The sequence below is a fragment of the Bacillus sp. MM09(2025) genome, assembly GCF_050496725.1.
GTDB lineage: Bacteria > Bacillota > Bacilli > Bacillales > Bacillaceae > Bacillus > Bacillus pumilus.
Genome location: NZ_JBNWEN010000004.1, coordinates 2,446,295 through 2,463,370, shown reverse-complemented (window position 1 = coordinate 2,463,370; position 17,076 = coordinate 2,446,295). Strand labels below are relative to the sequence as shown.

Genomic DNA, 17,076 nt, shown 5'->3' with positions numbered 1-17,076 from the left:
AAAAAAACCATTATTTATAACAAATATAAAAAAAGGGATAAAATCATGATGATTTTATCCCTTTTTCTTCATTTCAGTGTGATGTGAAAACCCATGAGGTTAGAGTTCTCTTTCACGCTGCTCATTTTTTCTCGTATGTCCAGCCCTCTTTTTGGTAGACTAGGCCGTTTTTCATCAAATGACCTAATGCTCGTTTAAAGGCTGCCTTGCTCATTTGGAATCGTTCGCGGATGTCTTCTGGATCACTTTTGTCTCCATAAGGCATAGCGCCATTTCTCGTTCTCATATAGGTTAAAATTTCTTCTGCATCGACAGATAACGCTTCCTGTTTTCTAGGAAGCAGAGACACGTTTACAGTTCCATCCTCTTTCACTGCAATGACGCGTCCTGTCACGGTCGATCCTAATCTTGGTTCTTCCTTTCGTTCCGTACGGTGGATAAACCCTCGCACGCCTGTATCTGTCAGCATAAACGAGCCTGTCGCAATTAAGCGGTAAATCGTTCCAGTGATTTCTTTGTTCATTAAGGTTTCAGGTGCCTCAGTAAACAATTCACTGATCACATCTTCAGTGGCTGGCTTTGCGAACATTCTGCCGTAGCTTGTGACTTTCAGCATACAATAAAGTTTGTCTCCTTTTTTCGGCCATGCTTCCTCAAAAGGCGGTAGATGTTCTGTTGCAACAAGTGCATCCTTTGAAAGCCCGACATCCACAAATGCACCCATGTCTTCTACGACGTCTACGACTTCTACCCAGCCATATGTATGCGCATTGATTGAAGGTATTTTCATCGTCGCAGCTAGTCTTTCTTCATGATCTACGTATAAGTAGACCTCTACTTCATCCTGGTCACCAATATCTTCTGTCATTTCACTGCGGTGCAAGAGGACCGAATCTTCACCATCTGTCAAAAAGTAACCATATTCCATCTCGTTCTCTATTTGCAAGGTCAGTTGCTCACCTGGTCTCATGTTCTCTTCCTTCCTATCTGCTCTTAAAAGAGCGTTCGTTCATCTTTTGATTCACTTTATTCTACTATACTTCTCCTCACATGAACATCTCTAGTTCTGTTAGCTAAAGTGGACAAACCGAACACGATTTATACCGCTACTGGCAGAACTCTTTGACTCGTCTCTTCGATAAAGTTTCTTCTTCCCCACGTTGCATGATAAAATAGACGCAATATCTATACATGGAGGTCATGTGTTATGGCAAAAGAAAGCTCATTTGACATTGTATCGAAGGTGGAACTGCCAGAGGTGCAAAACGCCGTTCAAGCAGCACTCAAGGAAATTAAAAACCGTTATGATTTTAAAGGAAGTAAAAGTGATATTTCTCTTGAAAAAGAAGAGCTCGTTCTCATCTCTGATGATGACTTCAAGCTGGAACAGCTAAAAGATGTACTTGTGTCAAAGCTGATTAAACGAAACGTTCCAACTAAAAACATCGACTACGGAAAAACTGAGCATGCCCTTGGCGGAACAGTGCGCCAGCGCGCGAAGCTGATCAGCGGAATTGATCAAGACAACGCTAAAAAGATCAATGCACTCATTAAGCAATCTGGCATCAAAGTGAAGTCACAATTTCAAGATGACCAAGTGCGTGTAACAGGGAAAAATAAAGATGATTTACAAGAGGTTATCTCTCTTATGCGCAAGGCAGATTTACCGATTGACGTTCAATTTATAAATTTTCGATAAATTTCAAATTTTCCATTGATTATTTCCGATTTTTTCGATACAGTGGATGGAAGTTCAATTCATTGACATGTTCATATCGCTTTCTTATCAAGAGAGGCAGAGGGACTGGCCCTGTGAAGCCTCAGCAACCGGTGTAGTAGAAAAATATTTTCTATGACCAAGGTGCTAAATCCAGCAAGCAACTGCTTGGAAGATAAGAAGAAGAATAACGATACAGCCAAAAAGTCTTCTTCTTATCAGAAGGCTTTTTTTGTTACATAGAAATAAGGAGGAAACCAATGGGCCTATTACAAGACTTACAAAACCGCGTACTGATTGCTGACGGTGCAATGGGAACACTTTTATACTCTTACGGCATTGACCGCTGCTTTGAAGAATTAAATTTATCGAAAGAAGATGAGGTAAAGCGCGTGCACGAAGCATATGTGCAGGCTGGTGCAGACATCATTCAAACAAATACGTACGGCGCAAATTATATTAAACTATCCCGCTACGGGTTAGAGGAAGAAACAAAGCGTATCAATACAAAGGCGGTACAAATCGCAAAAGCAGCCGCAGGCTCCGCTTATGTCCTTGGAACGATCGGCGGTATTCGAACGTTTAACAAAAATGCCTACACGATTGAAGAAATTAAACGAAGCTTTAGAGAGCAGCTATACATTCTATTAAACGAGCAAACTGATGGATTATTGCTAGAAACGTATTATGACATGGAAGAAGCGAAGGCCGTTCTCCAAATTGCACGTAAAGAAACGACTCTCCCAATTGTCATGAACGTCTCCATGCATGAACAAGGTGTGTTGCAGGATGGAACACCGCTCAAGGATGGTTTATCTGAATTGTCTTCTCTTGGTGCAGACGTCGTTGGCATCAACTGCCGGCTGGGCCCTTATCATATGATTCAGGCACTCGAAGGCGTTCCAATTTTAGAAAATTCCCATTTATCAGTCTATCCTAACAGCAGTCTTCCCTCTCTTGAAGAAGGCAGACTCGTCTATGATACAGATAACGATTATTTCCGAAAAAGTGCACTTGAATTTAGAAATCAAGGCGCACGTATTATCGGCGGCTGCTGCGGAACAACGCCTCAGCATATTCAAGCAATGGCTGAAGCGGTCAAGGATTTAGCACCGATCACTGAAAAAGAAGTGAAAGTTTTAAAAGAAGAAATCATTTCGATTCAAGATCAGCGGACTGAACCAGGTCTTGATGAGCTCGCTACGAAAAAACGGACGATTATTGTAGAGCTTGATCCGCCGAAGAAGCTGAACTTCGAAAAATTTCTCGTCGCGGCAAATGAGTTAAAGAATGCAGGCATTGATGCCTTGACATTAGCTGATAATTCTCTTGCAACCCCGCGCATTAGCAATGTGGCTTGCGGGGCATTATTGAAACAGCAGCTTGATATGCGCTCACTCGTCCATATCACATGCCGTGATCGTAATTTGATTGGGCTTCAGTCCCATTTGATGGGTCTTGACACCCTTGGTTTAACTGATATTTTAGCCATTACAGGCGACCCTTCTAAGATTGGGGATTTCCCAGGTGCAACGTCGGTTTATGATTTAACCTCCTTTGATTTGATCCGGCTGATTAAGCAGTTTAACGAAGGCCTTTCTTTCTCAGGGAAACCGCTTGGCAAAAAGACCAATTTTTCAGTAGCTGGCGCGTTTAATCCGAATGTTCGTCACATTGATAAAGCGGTCAAACGTCTTGAGAAAAAAATCGAATACGGTGCTGATTATTTTATTTCACAGCCTGTTTATTCTGAGGAACAGCTTGTGAAAATTCATGAGGAGAGCCGTCATTTAGATAAACCGATTTATATTGGCATTATGCCGTTAACAAGCAGTCGAAATGCGGAGTTTATTCATCATGAAATTCCAGGCATCAAATTATCTGATTCCATTCGTGACATTATGGCGAGGGCTGGTGAGGATAAAGAAAAGCAGCGAGCAGAAGGCTTAGCGATTGCCCGCTCTTTATTAGATACAGCCTGTGAATTGTTTAATGGCATTTATTTAATTACTCCTTTCCTTCGATCAGACTTAACAGCAGAACTAACCACCTACATTCATCAGAAAGAAAAGGAGTCAAACATCCATGTCAACTATCACTGAACAGCTGAAGAAACGCATCCTCGTCCTTGATGGTGCAATTGGGACCATGATTCAAAATGCCAATCTCACAGCAGAAGACTTTGGCGGCGAGGAGTATGAGGGCTGTAACGAGTATTTGAATGTGACAGCCCCTCACACCATCCGCGCGATTCATAGAGAATACCTTGAGGCAAGCGCCGATCTTATTGAAACAAATACGTTCGGGGCTACAAAGCTCGTCCTTGACGAATACGGGCTTGGCCACCTTGCTTATGAACTCAATGTACGGGCTGCCCAGCTGGCAAAGGAAGAAGCTGACCGTTTCTCCACGCCGGAGCAGCCTCGATTTGTTGTAGGTGCGATGGGTCCCACTACGAAAACATTATCTGTGACAGGCGGCACAACCTTCGATGAGCTCGTCAGAAACTATGAAGAGCAAGCACGCGCCCTGATTGATGGCAAATGTGATGCCCTTCTTTTAGAAACAAGTCAAGACATGCTGAATGTAAAAGCTGGTTTCAAAGGCATTCAGGAAGCCTTCAAGCAGACAGGTATTGAGCTGCCTCTCATGGTATCAGGTACGATTGAACCGATGGGCACGACCCTTGCTGGTCAGGATATTGAAGCCTTTTATATTTCTCTTGAGCATATGAAACCGATGAGTGTCGGTCTAAACTGTGCGACAGGTCCTGAATTTATGACAGACCATATCCGCACGCTATCCTCCATCGCCAAGTCAGCGGTTAGCTGCTATCCAAATGCTGGTCTCCCAGATGAAGAAGGTCAATATCATGAATCCCCAGCTTCACTTGCTAAAAAAATTTCCGCCTTTGCCAAGGAAGGCTGGTTAAATATTGTTGGCGGCTGCTGCGGAACAACACCTGCACATATACAAGCATTGTCAGATGAAATTCGCACGATTCAGCCGCGTCACATCACGCATGAATCGTCTCAGCATACTGTATCAGGAATTGAGCCCCTACTATATGAGGAATCAATGCGACCTCTTTTTGTAGGAGAACGGACCAACGTGATTGGTTCACGCAAATTCAAACGACTCATTGCGGAACAAAAGTTTGAAGAAGCATCAGAAGTTGCTCGTGCACAGGTAAAAAACGGTGCTCACGTGATTGATGTGTGTCTTGCTGATCCAGACCGCGATGAGGCGGCAGACATGGAAGGTTTTTTACAAGAGGCTATGAAAAAAGTCAAAGCCCCTTTTGTCATTGATTCAACGGATAAACACGTGATCGAAAAGGCGCTCACATATTCCCAAGGGAAAGCCATCATCAATTCTATTAACCTTGAGGATGGCGAAGAACGCTTTGAAGAAATTCTTCCACTTGTGAAGCTGTACGGTGGTGCACTTGTTGTTGGCACGATCGATGAAACAGGGATGGCTGTAACAGCAGAACGAAAGCTAGAGATTGCGGTACGCTCTCATGATCTATTAACGAAGAAATATGGCATTCCCGCAAGTGACATCATTTTTGATCCACTTGTCTTTCCAGTGGGGACTGGAGACGAGCAGTATATTGGCGCTGCCGAAGAAACGATCAAAGGCATCAAAATGATCAAGGAAAACCTGCCTGAGTGTCTGACGATTTTAGGCATCAGCAACGTGTCTTTTGGACTCCCGCCTCTTGGGAGAGAAATCTTGAATGCTGTCTACTTGTATCACTGCGTCCAAGCAGGACTTGACTACGCCATTGTGAATACAGAAAAGCTTGAACGCTTCGCTTCTATTCCAAAGGAAGAAATCAAGCTCGCTGAAACGTTGCTCTATGAAACAAATGATCAAACCCTTGCTGAATTCACCCAATTTTACCGCGGCAAAAAGAAAACGGAGAAAAAACCAAAGATCTCCTTATCGCTTGATGAAAGGCTGGCACTCTATGTCGTCGAAGGAACAAAAGAAGGTCTTATCGATGATTTATCCCTTGCTCTACAGCAATTTGAATCACCACTTCATATCATCAATGGTCCGTTAATGCAGGGAATGGCTGAGGTTGGTCGTCTTTTTAATCAAAACGAACTGATTGTGGCGGAAGTGCTTCAATCGGCAGAGGTCATGAAGGCTTCTGTATCGTATCTCGAACAATATATGGAAAAGCAGCATGCAAGCGGGAAAGGTAAAATTCTACTTGCCACTGTAAAAGGAGATGTCCATGATATTGGGAAAAACCTTGTCGACATCATTTTGAGTAATAACGGCTTTCAAGTGGTCGACCTCGGAATCAAGGTGACACCGCAAACATTGATCGAAGCTGTGCAAAAAGAAAAGCCAGATATGATTGGATTATCAGGATTACTCGTGAAGTCAGCCCAGCAAATGGTCCTCACCGCTCAGGATTTACAAAAGGCGAATATTTCAGTGCCCATTTTGGTCGGCGGTGCTGCACTTTCTCGGAAATTTACGAAAATGAAGATTTCGCCTCATTATGACGGACCGGTCCTTTACGCAAAAGATGCGATGGACGGCTTATCTTTAGCCAATGAGTTAAAAGCAAATCCTCTTCAGTTTCAAATAAAGCCAGATGAAGAGCCTTTGGCACCTGTCAAAGAGAAAGAAACAAAGCAGCCACAAGCTGTCATTGAATTACTAGAAAAACGTGCGGCACTCCCTGAGGCACCTATTTTTACACCAGAAAATACGGCACGTCATTATGTAAGAGACATCGATCTGCATCACATTATGCCCTATGTCAATGAACAAATGCTCATTGGTCACCACCTTGGATTAAAAGGAAAGGTGAAAAAGCTGTTGGCCGAACAGCATCCAAAAGCATTGGAATTAAAGCAGCTTGTCACAGATCTTCTAAACGAAGGCAGAGAGAAAAACTGGTTTGCGCCTGCATTTGTCTATCAATTTTATCCTGCCAGTTCTAACGGAAATGATCTGCATATTTATGATCCCAAAGCGCCTGACCGTATCATTGAAACGTTCCAATTTCCAAGACAGGAGAAGCTTCCATACCGCTCCATTTCTGATTATGTGCGGGGAAGCGGTGAAAAGGAGAAAGATTATATTGCCTTATTTGCCGTCACAGCCGGAGCGCGTATACGTGAAGTCGCGCAGCAATTTAAGCAAGAAGGAGATTATTTAAAAATGCATGCGGTTCAAGCTCTGGCGCTTGAGCTTGCAGAAGGGTTAGCCGAAAGAACCCACCAAGTGATTCGTGACAAATGGGGCTTCCCTGACCCAGTCGATTTCACAATGGAAAAACGATTCCAAGCGAAATATCAAGGGCAGCGCTATTCCTTTGGTTATCCCGCATGCCCAAATCTTGAAGACCAAGAAAAGCTGTTCAAGCTGCTTCAGCCTGAAAAAATCGGCATCCATCTGACAGAAGGATTTATGATGGAACCTGAAGCATCTGTTTCAGCGATCGTCGTTTCTCATCCTGAAGCTCGATATTTTAATGTTCATTAATGCAGGACCTCCGAAATTGGAGGTCCTTTTTTGATGGGAAGATTAGATAAACTTCAATTTTTACAGTATACCTTCTTATGGTACGATACACATAGATGAATTCAGCTAAGAAGGAGTTGCATGTCATGACAAACGTTGTTCAACGAGCATTAACACTCGATGACATACCAGATCTTGTCGCATTGTCTCAAGAGGTAGACTGGCCTGATTACAATGCGGAAGAGCTCACATCTCTTTTAACAAATGGATATTTCACAGGTTTTTCAACGGCGGATGGACAAGTCATCTCATGTGCAGGACTTTTCCAATATGATCGAATGGCTTCAATTGGTGCCGTCATTGTATCTAGGACACATCGCGGCTTAGGTCTTGCAAGGAAAATGATTGACACTCTGCTAGATCAATGTGATCAAAGCATTCCTGTCTTTTTAACCGCGACTGTTCAGGGGCGGCCTGTTTACGAAAAAATCGGGTTTCACACGGCTGGTTACATTACGACTTACAAAGCACAAAACCCGAACCAAGAAGCGCTTCGTGTGTCAGATGACATTTACCTGTCTCCTGCCGATGAATCGCACCTTCCGTGTATTGAAGCACTAGATGAAAAAGCCGCAGGCACAAATCGATCAAGCTTTTTAAAAAACCGGATGAACCGGGCAGCGCAGCGTATCATTGCAAAGAATGAACATCACGAAACAACTGGCTTTGCGTTCGGCGTTGAAACACCTGCCAATTTAATGATTGGACCGCTTGCTGCAAATGATGAACTTACAGCTCTCTCGCTGGTTCGTTCGCTCATTTCGTCTTATTCGGGTCCGATTCGTTTAGATATGCAGGAAGAAACAGCTGAGCGCCTCCATGAATCACTTGTTGAAGCAGGTTTTACGAAAACAAACAAAGCTCATTTTATGATGATTCGCGGAAAAGAAAAGCTGAACGATCCCGCCCTTCTTTATTTCCTTGCCTCTCAAGCATTTTCGTAATATATAAAAAGCTGTAGACACTTGATGTCTACAGCTTCAGATTGTTGACAAAGGGCTAAAATGATCTTTATTTTAGCCCTTTGTCTTCTTTTCAGCGTGATTGAAAACCTTTGAAGTCTAGGAAGGCCGAGCACTGGTGCGGAGCGAATTTGCAATTCGTGAGCACCAGCGCACAGGACTGACAAAGAATGCGAGGGTTTGTCTACACGCTGAGCTGTAGACACTTGATGTCTACAGCTTTTCTATTACTTCTCACAGGTGGACGAAAGAACATGTGCGAGTGCATTTGTGACCTTTCCATGCTCTGATGCATGCGGGCGGTCATCTCCGTCTCCATACCCATAATCAATCATTCGATTACGATTTAAGCACAGCTTTGTCAGCTTCGGCTGGAATAGATCAAAGAGTTCAAAACGGTCCTTCAGCTGTGGGAATTGCTTTTGATACTGCTGAATTTGTTCGGCAAGCAAGCTCCAAAGTGTCACTTCATCTAATAGCTGATGGTTCTCTAACACGTTTGATACGTAACGCAGGTTGCAAATAAACAATCCTGTAAAGATAAACTGCACTAAGCCTTCCGGCGGTTCACTCCGCAGCACTTCTTTTAAATCGTCTCCTAGAGAAGCCAATTCAGGCAGCGGCTGATCACTAATGTTCACATCGTCAACAAAATCTTTGATCGCCAAACGATGAGGCTGATGATCTTTTAACACAAGAATCGTATTTTGTCCGTGCGGTGAGAAGACGGTGCCGTATTGATACATAAAATGCAGCAGCGGCGGCATGACCACATGGAAAAATTTCGCCATCCACTCTTTAGCTGAGAGACCTGATTTTTCAATCAGCTGTTTCACATATGGCTCACCTTCATGATCCTCATAGGTGAGTGCCGCAAGTGTAACAGGGGTCTCTCCTTCATCTAAGTACGAGTAAATGCTTTCTCTAAAAATCACACCGAGCATCTCAAGATATTGATACGGCGCACCAGGGAGTTTGCTATAGTAAGGATGATCGACATTAATACTTGCATTCTCACCAGGTAATATCACGCGGCAGACATCAGATAAAAATGAATCTTGGTCCGCAATCCCTTTAATATGCGCTGTAATACGAGGGGCAATGACTGTCCGTTCTGACGGAAGTCCCCGGTACACAAGCGTATTTAAAATACTCATTGGCAGTTTAATATGATGCTTGCCTTTATTTGAGATGTTCGTAAAGGTTCTGATCGACTGCTGCGGGATATATTGGTCCAGTCCCTCTCCTACATACACAATCCGGCGCATCGCCAAATCTTCCGGGAAATGCTGAATAATCATGTGTGTCCACTGCCACTTATGAACAGGCATCAAATAATAATCAGCTGCAATCAATCCTTCATCCTTTAGCACGCGGTGAAATTGACGGATCGTGACTTCATCTAACTCTTTGGCGATTACCTGCTCATAGTTTTCATGATCGACTGCATGGAATGTCGCAAGGTCCCGGTGAACAGCAATCCAAGACAGCTGCACACTTTCTTGCCTTTCAGGTGCATAGGCTAGGTAGTCATCGTAACTGAATCCAATGCGTCCTTTGTTATACACAATCCAAGGATGGCCTGTCATCTCTCCTTCAATCCATGCATAATCAGTATCTGTTAACTCATCCGCACGAAGTGCTTTTTTCGAAAGCAAATGGACATCCGCTAACAGGGTATGGTGAAGCTCTTTTATAAGATGTCCTGTTGTCTCAGAAGACATTGGAATGAGCGGCTGAATGTCTAGTAAAAACACGATTGCACTGACATCCTTTGACCATTTTCCATCTTGACAGCACTCGATTGATTCAGCGATTGTATCAAAACTATCAAACAAACGAGGTTTTGCAAGATAGCGATATTTCTTATGTTCGTGAATGATTAATTCATACTGAGCAATGCCATCCTTATGATCTAGCTGCACGGGATGAAGCATATCCTCATACATGTATTCAGACAGCATTTTTGCCACCATTCGCTGGTTTGCCTTTTTCCAAGCAGCAGGATTCACCGCTTTTTTCAATTCATCTTGTACACTCATCGCTTCATCCTCCTTAACCTTTGATTTCTTCAAATGTGTTGATTTTCATATGTGTACCAAATGTCTGGAAGACGTGCTTTTGATAAAGTGGATACACAGTTTGACGAGCAAGTTCATTGATAATCACACTATTTCGGTAAGCACCAAGCCCTAAATCCGGAGCGCCAACGCCATGTGTATGAAGCTCTGCATTTTGAACAAAAATATCATTTTCACCCATTGTATTTGTTTTCAAGCGATATTCACGTTCAACTTGGAACCGTCCTTGATCGTCCCATTGAATATGATGAGAAATTGGGTTGATAAACGGGGGCAGTACCGATTGATAGCCCGTCGCCAGCACGACAATATCTGTCTCATGGGTAAAGGAGTCCTCCTTGACCCATTGCGTGCATGAAAGGGACAAGCCGCGAGATGTTTCTTCAATCAAGTTAACCTCTGTCATCGCTTGAAGCACTGTGTTCAACTGCTTTCCGCAGGCAGAACGTTCATATAGCAAATGATAAATATCACGGATCATTGCAGAGCTGATGCCCTTATACAGCAAGTCCTGCTGCTTTAACAACGCATCCTTTTTTGTTTGCGGAAGCTCATAAAAGAAATCAATATAATCTGGAGAGAAATATTCAAGACCAAGGTTTGAATATTCCATTGGGAAAAATCCTTTAGAGCGTGTGAACCAGTGAATATCCTTCGCCTCATCATCTGATAAAATATCATAGAACACTTCTGCCGCACTTTGACCAGAGCCGATCACTGTCACAGATTTCCCTTTGAAACAGCCTTCTTTTTTTCGTTTTAAATAGTCGGCGGAATGAAAAACCTTCTCTCCTAAAGCTGGCTGGAGCGATGCTGGTATCGCCGGCTGTGTACCAATTCCTAAGACGAGATGCTTACTTTCAAACACCTCTACCGTTTGGTCTTTCACATGACGAACATGCACTTTATAACGCTTTTCTCCTGCTTTCTCGATCAATGAGACAGATTCGACGTTCATGCCAAATCGGCAAGAGTCTAACTGGTCTGCAACCCAGCGGCAATAATGACTATATTCCTTGCGCGGAATATGAAAATCCTCTAGAAAGTAAAATGAATACAAACGGTTTTGTTCCTGTAAGTAGTTAAGAAAGCTATATTTACTTTTCACATCTGCCATACTGACAAGGTCTGCTAAAAAGGGAACCTGCAGTGTCGTCCCCTCAATGAGCATCCCTGGGTGCCAATGAAAGGCTTCACTTCTTTCAAAAAACAAAGCGTCAATTTCATTTACCTCTTCAGATAATGCGGCAAGACCTAAGTTAAACGGACCAATGCCGATTCCTATTACATCCACTACATTATTTTGCTTGTTGAACCGCGTCATGGTTATACTTCCTTTCGAATCGTTCTCGATCACAAAACATCAAAAGACCGGTTTTATCGGGTAATTTGACTGGTTTTACACGTTCAAAGCCGCATTTTTCAAATACATGGATCATTTTTTCATTGCGAATATCCGGCTCAGCGACGATTTTTTCTGTTCGTTTGTTCTGCTCAAATTGGAATGCTGTCATGGCCTGAAGCAGCGGGGCTGCAAAACCTTTTCCCACATAATCCGGCTCCCCTATTAATAGATGGATTCCTTGATCATGCGGAGAAGGCTGATAGTAGGATTCAATGATGTCACCTTTGACGTTGTACGCCTCAAAATAACTCATGGGTGTCCCATCAATTGTGCCTAAATAAAGGGTTTGATGCGGATCATAAATTGCCTGATAAAAATGCTTTTCAAAAGCAGGAAACGGAATATTCAAATGCCAAAATGGGTGAACATACTCCTCTTGCATCCACTTGTGGACAAGCCGGACGTCTCTTTCATATTCAGCCCGAATAAAATGAATACGATGCTTCATCCAATCAGCGCCTCCTTATGTAAAAAGAGCGGATTCAAGACAGCTGTGTAACGAGACTGTGTTTCCAGAGATCCTGTCAGCTCATCCATATCTTCAAACCGTGTCAGCAAATTCGCTTTTGAAGGGAGTTCCTTTGAGCGAAGTAGGCTGTTTGTCAGTTCAGATGCACCGTATGTTTCCTCATGAGCGAGCAATGTGTCTCTCACAAGCGCGAGCAAGTCTTCTTCTTTCGCCAGACCTTCTGTACCAAAGCCGTTAATAAGACCAAATATATGATTAAAGAAGAAATAATAACGCAGTCTCTCAACGGCTACTTCATCTGCACAAATCGTTTCACTTCTCACACTCAGGTTTTGGACAAGATTTGCGAGTTTATCCTTTTTCGATTCACTATAATAGTAGCCTTGGTTGTCACGATAATAGAAGGTGTGCGGGTAACCATCCTTCATTTGCACAACAGCGTTTTGCTGATGGGCTTCAAGCGCAAGACCATACGTTTCAAACAGCCAAAGCATCGGTTCTAACGAAATGGTTAAATATTGCTTAAACCAATCTTGGCTTACATCATTCGTTGATCGGCCTTCTGCGTCTGCAAGGTCATGAATGATCCCTGCTAATCGCGATTTTCCACCATAAGCATGATCCTGACACAATCCAGCAATTAAGCTTGCTCCTTTTTCACGATGTAAAAATGGATTTTGACGAATGACTACTTCAAAGCCAGATTCCGCCTCTTCTCCTTGAATGGATAAATAGGCGGGATCTTCAATGACCCGGAATCCAGAAAATTTGTCGTATAAAGAAACGCCTAATTCTGTTTTTAAAATGCGCGACATCTCTACACCGCGATCCAGTTCCTTTTGTTTATTAACACGTAAGGAGTTTGTAATTTTCACAGGAACAGAGAATTTGAGCATGTAAGCAGAATCCTTTTGATAGACGGTTCTGAAAGATGAGGTCGCTGTGTATTCAGATCCCATCGGTCCTAAATAAGAGAGTTTCCCTTCCTCTATATAACGGTTCACGAACGCTTTCTCCATGACCACCTTCACTTGAAGCGGATGAATCGGAATGAGCACATATTCTCCGTTTTCTACTAATGTATTCAGTCTCTCTTTTTCTTCTGGCACTTGGCGCAAGAGCTCCTCTAGCATGAGACTAGCCGCAGACTGTGTAATAGACGAATCCTGAAGCACAATCGAATGATGCGCTTTAAAGTAATGAAGCTGAAAAGTCCCTTTTAGCTCAGGAGAATAGATTGCTTCCTCCTCCTCTGTCATTCCTTGTCTGCTTTTTGGGGTAGGATGCGTTAAATGACCAAGGAGAAGTGACTGCTCAGCCTCGATATACTCAAAATCGGCTTCAGAAAGAGCGGATCGATCACTTTCTCGCTCCTTTAAGAACCGTTCAATATTTCGGCAGCTTAAAATGATGCGAAGCATGAATTCATCCTCTGCATCTGTACGGCCATATTCAATGAGAAGCTCCTTTGAACATAAAGCAACAAGTGTCGTGTAATCGACGATTGCGCCCTCTTGTTCACTGCCTTGCGGGCGAAAGCGAATCGGAAAATCAAAGAGATGACGGCCAACAGATGAAACATATCGGATCGGAATCACAAGCTCTAGATCTTGTTTTGCTAGTTTTGCGATGAAGACAAGCGAGCCATCTGCTCTCACCTCTTTTTTTGCAGATCGATCGATTCCTGTTTCGCGTAAAAAACAGTTTAAAAAGCTTTGCATGGTTGCATTTTCAGCCATTTGTTTATATTGACTCAACGTAGTACCCTCCCGGATTGAATATGAGCAATCCCGATATCAACGATGTCAGAAAGGATTTCCTCAATATGTGTGATTGTCGTTCTCGGATTTAACAAAGTGAATTTTAAGCATGTTCGGTCATTAACCACTGTTTTTGCAATGACAGCAGTTCCTGTTTTGAATAATGTCCGATGAATGATTTTATTGACGTCATCTGCTTGGTCGTCATCCTTAAATCGGAACACAACTGCATTGATTTCTGGCTCAGGATTGATCACTTCAAGGTCATCATTTCTCTCAATAAGCGCGGCCACATCCTTTGCAAAATGAATGGTATGGTCAATGATGTCTCCAAAGCCTTCTTCTCCAATTAAACGAAGAGAAAGAAGTAATTTCAGAGCATCAAACCGGCGCGTCGTTTGGACAGATTTATTGACGAGATGTAGAATACCATCGAGCTCGTCTTCCTTTGGATTAAGATAATCGGCATGATAATTGATCAAACCAAAATGTCTCTTATCCTTTAGCAAAAATGCCCCGCAGGATATCGGCTGATAAAATTGTTTGTGAAAGTCAATCGTGATTGAATCAGCAAGCTCAATACCGTCTAACTTCTTACGGTAGGTTTCGCTTAATACAAGTGCTCCGCCGTAGGCAGCATCTGCGTGAATCCAAAGACCGTATGGCTTGACGAGGTCATATACCTCTCGAACTGGGTCAATACTGCCAAAATCCGTTGTCCCGCAAGTGGCTACTACCGCAAAAGGCAGCAAGTTCTGCTCCTTCAACTCAGCCAGCTTCTTTTTCAAATCATTGAGGTCCATTCGATGATGCTCATCTGTCTCGACTAGTACGACTGCCTGTTCTCCTAAACCTAACTGGGAGGCAGATTTTTTCACAGTGAAGTGAGCATTCTTTGAGCAAAGGATTCTCAGTCGGTGAGATTCACTTGGTAAGCCTTTCTGCTGAACATTCCACTGCCATGTGTTTTCACAAAAGGCATCTCTCGCCAGAAGCAGCCCCATGTAGTTAGATTGGGTTCCACCGCTTGTAAATGTCCCATCTGCTTGGTCGCCATAAGAAAACTTCGCACATAGCCACTCGAGAATTTCTTCCTCAACCAAAGAAGCAATACCGCTTTGATCAAAGGAATCCATTGATTGGTTAAAGGAACTTACCATCACCTCTGCGGCAAGTGCAGGAATGAGCGGTGGACAATGCAGATGTGCCAAGCATTTAGGATGCGATACATCAATCAAATGCGGCAAAAGATGTTCTTTTATATCTTGAAAGACAGATTCAATGGATTCACCAGACGGTTGAAATCGAAATAGTGATTCGACACTAGCCGCTAATTTCCCAGGCAATATTCCACTAAATGGTCCTGTGTCTTTTTGCCATTGATCCAGTAAGCTGTCGATAGATGTATGAAGAGCCGCTTGGAAGGACTCTCTTCCAAGCTGGCTTTGATTAATAAATAATGAATCCACTGAAGCCTTAGTTGATTGCATCGTACACGGCCTCTTTAAAAATAGCGATAACTTTTTCAAGCTGTTCTTCTGTCATAATGAGTGGTGGCAGGAATCGAATGACACTTCCGAAACGGCCTCCTGTCTCCACAATTAACCCTTTGTCGAAGCAATTCTTTTGAATAAGACTGGCCAGCTCTGGATTCGCTGGATAGCTTCCGTCAACATCCTGTTTCTCATTTGGATTGACTACTTCAACGCCAATCATTAAACCTCTTCCTCGAACATCACCGAGAGCAGGGACTTGTTTTTGAATGTCTTTTAGATGCGCCTGCATACGATCTCCTAACCGTTCTACATGATCAAGCAGGTTATTTTCTTTGATAAATTTAAGCGTAGCGGTTCCAGCAGCCATCGCCATTTGATTTCCTCTAAATGTTCCGATATGTGCACCTGGATTCCATTGATCTAAATCTTGATCATAAATCACCACTGAAAGCGGCAGGCTCCCACCAATGGCTTTTGACAGCACAATAACGTCAGGTACAATTCCTGCATGTTCAAAGGCAAACATCTTACCTGTTCGGCCGATGCCTGATTGAACCTCATCAATAATGAGTGGGATCCCTTTTTCTTTTGTGATTCTTCTCATTTCTTTCATCCATTCAATCGATGCTGGAATGGAGCCCCCCTCGCCTTGCACTGCTTCAAAGATCATGCCTGCTGGCGGAAGAATACCACTTTCAGGATCATTTAATACGCGCTCAATATACGAACTTGAAATGCGGTGCGAATCCCTCCCACCAATTCCAAATGGGCAGCGATATTCATATGGGTAAGGCATAAAATGAACATCAGGTATTAACCCTTGCACTCTTTCCTTCGGAGATAAATTCCCACTTAATGACATCGTGGCATGTGTCGCACCGTGATACGCACCATGGAATGATAGAATGCTTCGATTCCCTGTCGCTGTTTTGACTAATTTAATCGCTGCTTCTATGGCGTCACCACCAGTTGGTCCACAAAATTGAATTTTGGCTCTTTTTGCAAACTCTTCTGGCAAGTGAGAAAAAATTTCATTCACAAATTCTTCTTTAATTTCTGAGGTTATGTCCAGCGTATGCAATGGTCTTTTTTCATGAAGCATACGTTCAATTGCATCTATAACAACTGGATGATTGTGACCAAGTGCAAGTGTTCCTGCGCCTGCCAGACAGTCGTAAAACTCTCTGCCATCCGCATCTGTCACGATCATACCTTCGGCTTTTTGCATGGCTAATGGGAACCGTCTCGGATAAGACCTTGCATTCGATTCTCTTTGACTTTGCTGCTCTAAAAATTGCTGATTTTTAGAAACGGTTTTGATGGACATAATAAAACACTCCTCCAATTGATAAAGATTATCATTTTCATTTACTAGCCTAGAGGATGTGAGATATGAAAGTCAATTGTATTCAAAAAGATGATTCTAAAAGCATATGAATGCTATATTCTCTATTTAACGAGTAATTTCGTGTCATTTTGACAAACCTCTACTGCTATAAGGAGAATAAACGCGTGAGACGGAATAATGTAGAAAAAAATTACAAATCATTCTTCCTGGTTCTTTTGTTCTATTCATGACAAAGCACTTATTTTATATGGGAAAGTGGATGAAAGTGATGTAGAAAAGGAAAAA

At 42.9% G+C, this 17,076-nt stretch carries 11 protein-coding genes and 1 riboswitch; of the genes, 4 read left to right on the top strand and 7 right to left on the bottom strand.

The annotated features are described in order from the left end of the window. Positions 1-121: 121 nt before the first annotated feature. Positions 122-970, bottom strand: coding sequence for a CvfB family protein (locus ACQYAC_RS18605; RefSeq protein ID WP_061407339.1), 849 nt, complete (start codon positions 968-970; stop codon positions 122-124). Between the two features lie 237 nt (positions 971-1,207). Between ACQYAC_RS18605 and ACQYAC_RS18600 the strand changes: the two genes are divergently transcribed. The 4 genes from ACQYAC_RS18600 (at position 1,208) to ACQYAC_RS18585 (ending at position 8,214) form a co-directional block, all read left to right on the top strand. Then, positions 1,208-1,699, top strand: a complete 492-nt coding sequence (locus ACQYAC_RS18600; protein ID WP_003211707.1) for a YajQ family cyclic di-GMP-binding protein — start codon at positions 1,208-1,210, stop codon at positions 1,697-1,699. A gap of 81 nt (positions 1,700-1,780) precedes the next feature. Continuing rightward, a riboswitch (SAM riboswitch) is annotated at positions 1,781-1,899 on the top strand. 78 nt (positions 1,900-1,977) lie between these two features. After that, complete coding sequence (locus ACQYAC_RS18595) at positions 1,978-3,819, top strand: bifunctional homocysteine S-methyltransferase/methylenetetrahydrofolate reductase (protein ID WP_429943869.1); 1,842 nt, start codon at positions 1,978-1,980, stop codon at positions 3,817-3,819. After that, positions 3,803-7,231, top strand: a complete 3,429-nt coding sequence (metH, locus tag ACQYAC_RS18590; RefSeq protein ID WP_429943868.1) for a methionine synthase — start codon at positions 3,803-3,805, stop codon at positions 7,229-7,231. Before ACQYAC_RS18595 ends, metH begins: the two co-directional genes overlap by 17 nt. 125 nt (positions 7,232-7,356) lie before the next feature. Then, positions 7,357-8,214 (top strand): GNAT family N-acetyltransferase, encoded by an 858-nt coding sequence (locus ACQYAC_RS18585; RefSeq protein WP_429943867.1) that lies wholly within the window; start codon positions 7,357-7,359, stop codon positions 8,212-8,214. A 245-nt stretch (positions 8,215-8,459) separates the two neighbouring features. Here the strand turns inward: ACQYAC_RS18585 and ACQYAC_RS18580 are convergent, their stop codons facing one another. The 6 genes from ACQYAC_RS18580 to ACQYAC_RS18555 are packed head-to-tail and all read right to left on the bottom strand — an operon-like array spanning position 8,460 to position 16,770. Then, positions 8,460-10,274, bottom strand: a complete 1,815-nt coding sequence (locus ACQYAC_RS18580; protein WP_429943866.1) for an IucA/IucC family protein — start codon at positions 10,272-10,274, stop codon at positions 8,460-8,462. Positions 10,275-10,287: 13 nt separating this feature from the next. Continuing rightward, entirely contained in the window at positions 10,288-11,637 is a 1,350-nt protein-coding gene (locus ACQYAC_RS18575; protein WP_429943865.1) for a lysine N(6)-hydroxylase/L-ornithine N(5)-oxygenase family protein, read from the bottom strand. Beyond that, positions 11,612-12,166, bottom strand: a complete 555-nt coding sequence (locus tag ACQYAC_RS18570) for a GNAT family N-acetyltransferase (protein WP_429943864.1) — start codon at positions 12,164-12,166, stop codon at positions 11,612-11,614. Before ACQYAC_RS18570 ends, ACQYAC_RS18575 begins: the two co-directional genes overlap by 26 nt. Next, positions 12,163-13,944, bottom strand: coding sequence for an IucA/IucC family protein (locus tag ACQYAC_RS18565; protein WP_429943863.1), 1,782 nt, complete (start codon positions 13,942-13,944; stop codon positions 12,163-12,165). The genes ACQYAC_RS18570 and ACQYAC_RS18565 overlap by 4 nt, the downstream gene beginning before the upstream one ends. Further along, complete coding sequence (locus tag ACQYAC_RS18560; RefSeq protein WP_429943862.1) at positions 13,941-15,437, bottom strand: pyridoxal phosphate-dependent decarboxylase family protein; 1,497 nt, start codon at positions 15,435-15,437, stop codon at positions 13,941-13,943. Before ACQYAC_RS18560 ends, ACQYAC_RS18565 begins: the two co-directional genes overlap by 4 nt. Next, on the bottom strand, positions 15,424-16,770 hold the full coding sequence (locus tag ACQYAC_RS18555; protein WP_058014339.1) for an aspartate aminotransferase family protein: 1,347 nt from the start codon (positions 16,768-16,770) through the stop codon (positions 15,424-15,426). The genes ACQYAC_RS18560 and ACQYAC_RS18555 overlap by 14 nt, the downstream gene beginning before the upstream one ends. Positions 16,771-17,076 lie beyond the last annotated feature (306 nt).

What these genes read in the sequence shown, in the direction of transcription:
- ACQYAC_RS18605 (WP_061407339.1), bottom strand. Translation starts at nt 970, where the DNA reads ATGAGACCAGGTGAGCAACTGACCTTGCAAATAGAGAACGAGATGGAA.
- ACQYAC_RS18600 (WP_003211707.1), top strand. Translation starts at nt 1,208, where the DNA reads ATGGCAAAAGAAAGCTCATTTGACATTGTATCGAAGGTGGAACTGCCA.
- ACQYAC_RS18595 (WP_429943869.1), top strand. Translation starts at nt 1,978, where the DNA reads ATGGGCCTATTACAAGACTTACAAAACCGCGTACTGATTGCTGACGGT.
- metH (WP_429943868.1), top strand. Translation starts at nt 3,803, where the DNA reads ATGTCAACTATCACTGAACAGCTGAAGAAACGCATCCTCGTCCTTGAT.
- ACQYAC_RS18585 (WP_429943867.1), top strand. Translation starts at nt 7,357, where the DNA reads ATGACAAACGTTGTTCAACGAGCATTAACACTCGATGACATACCAGAT.
- ACQYAC_RS18580 (WP_429943866.1), bottom strand. Translation starts at nt 10,274, where the DNA reads ATGAGTGTACAAGATGAATTGAAAAAAGCGGTGAATCCTGCTGCTTGG.
- ACQYAC_RS18575 (WP_429943865.1), bottom strand. Translation starts at nt 11,637, where the DNA reads ATGACGCGGTTCAACAAGCAAAATAATGTAGTGGATGTAATAGGAATC.
- ACQYAC_RS18570 (WP_429943864.1), bottom strand. Translation starts at nt 12,166, where the DNA reads ATGAAGCATCGTATTCATTTTATTCGGGCTGAATATGAAAGAGACGTC.
- ACQYAC_RS18560 (WP_429943862.1), bottom strand. Translation starts at nt 15,437, where the DNA reads ATGCAATCAACTAAGGCTTCAGTGGATTCATTATTTATTAATCAAAGC.
- ACQYAC_RS18555 (WP_058014339.1), bottom strand. Translation starts at nt 16,770, where the DNA reads ATGTCCATCAAAACCGTTTCTAAAAATCAGCAATTTTTAGAGCAGCAA.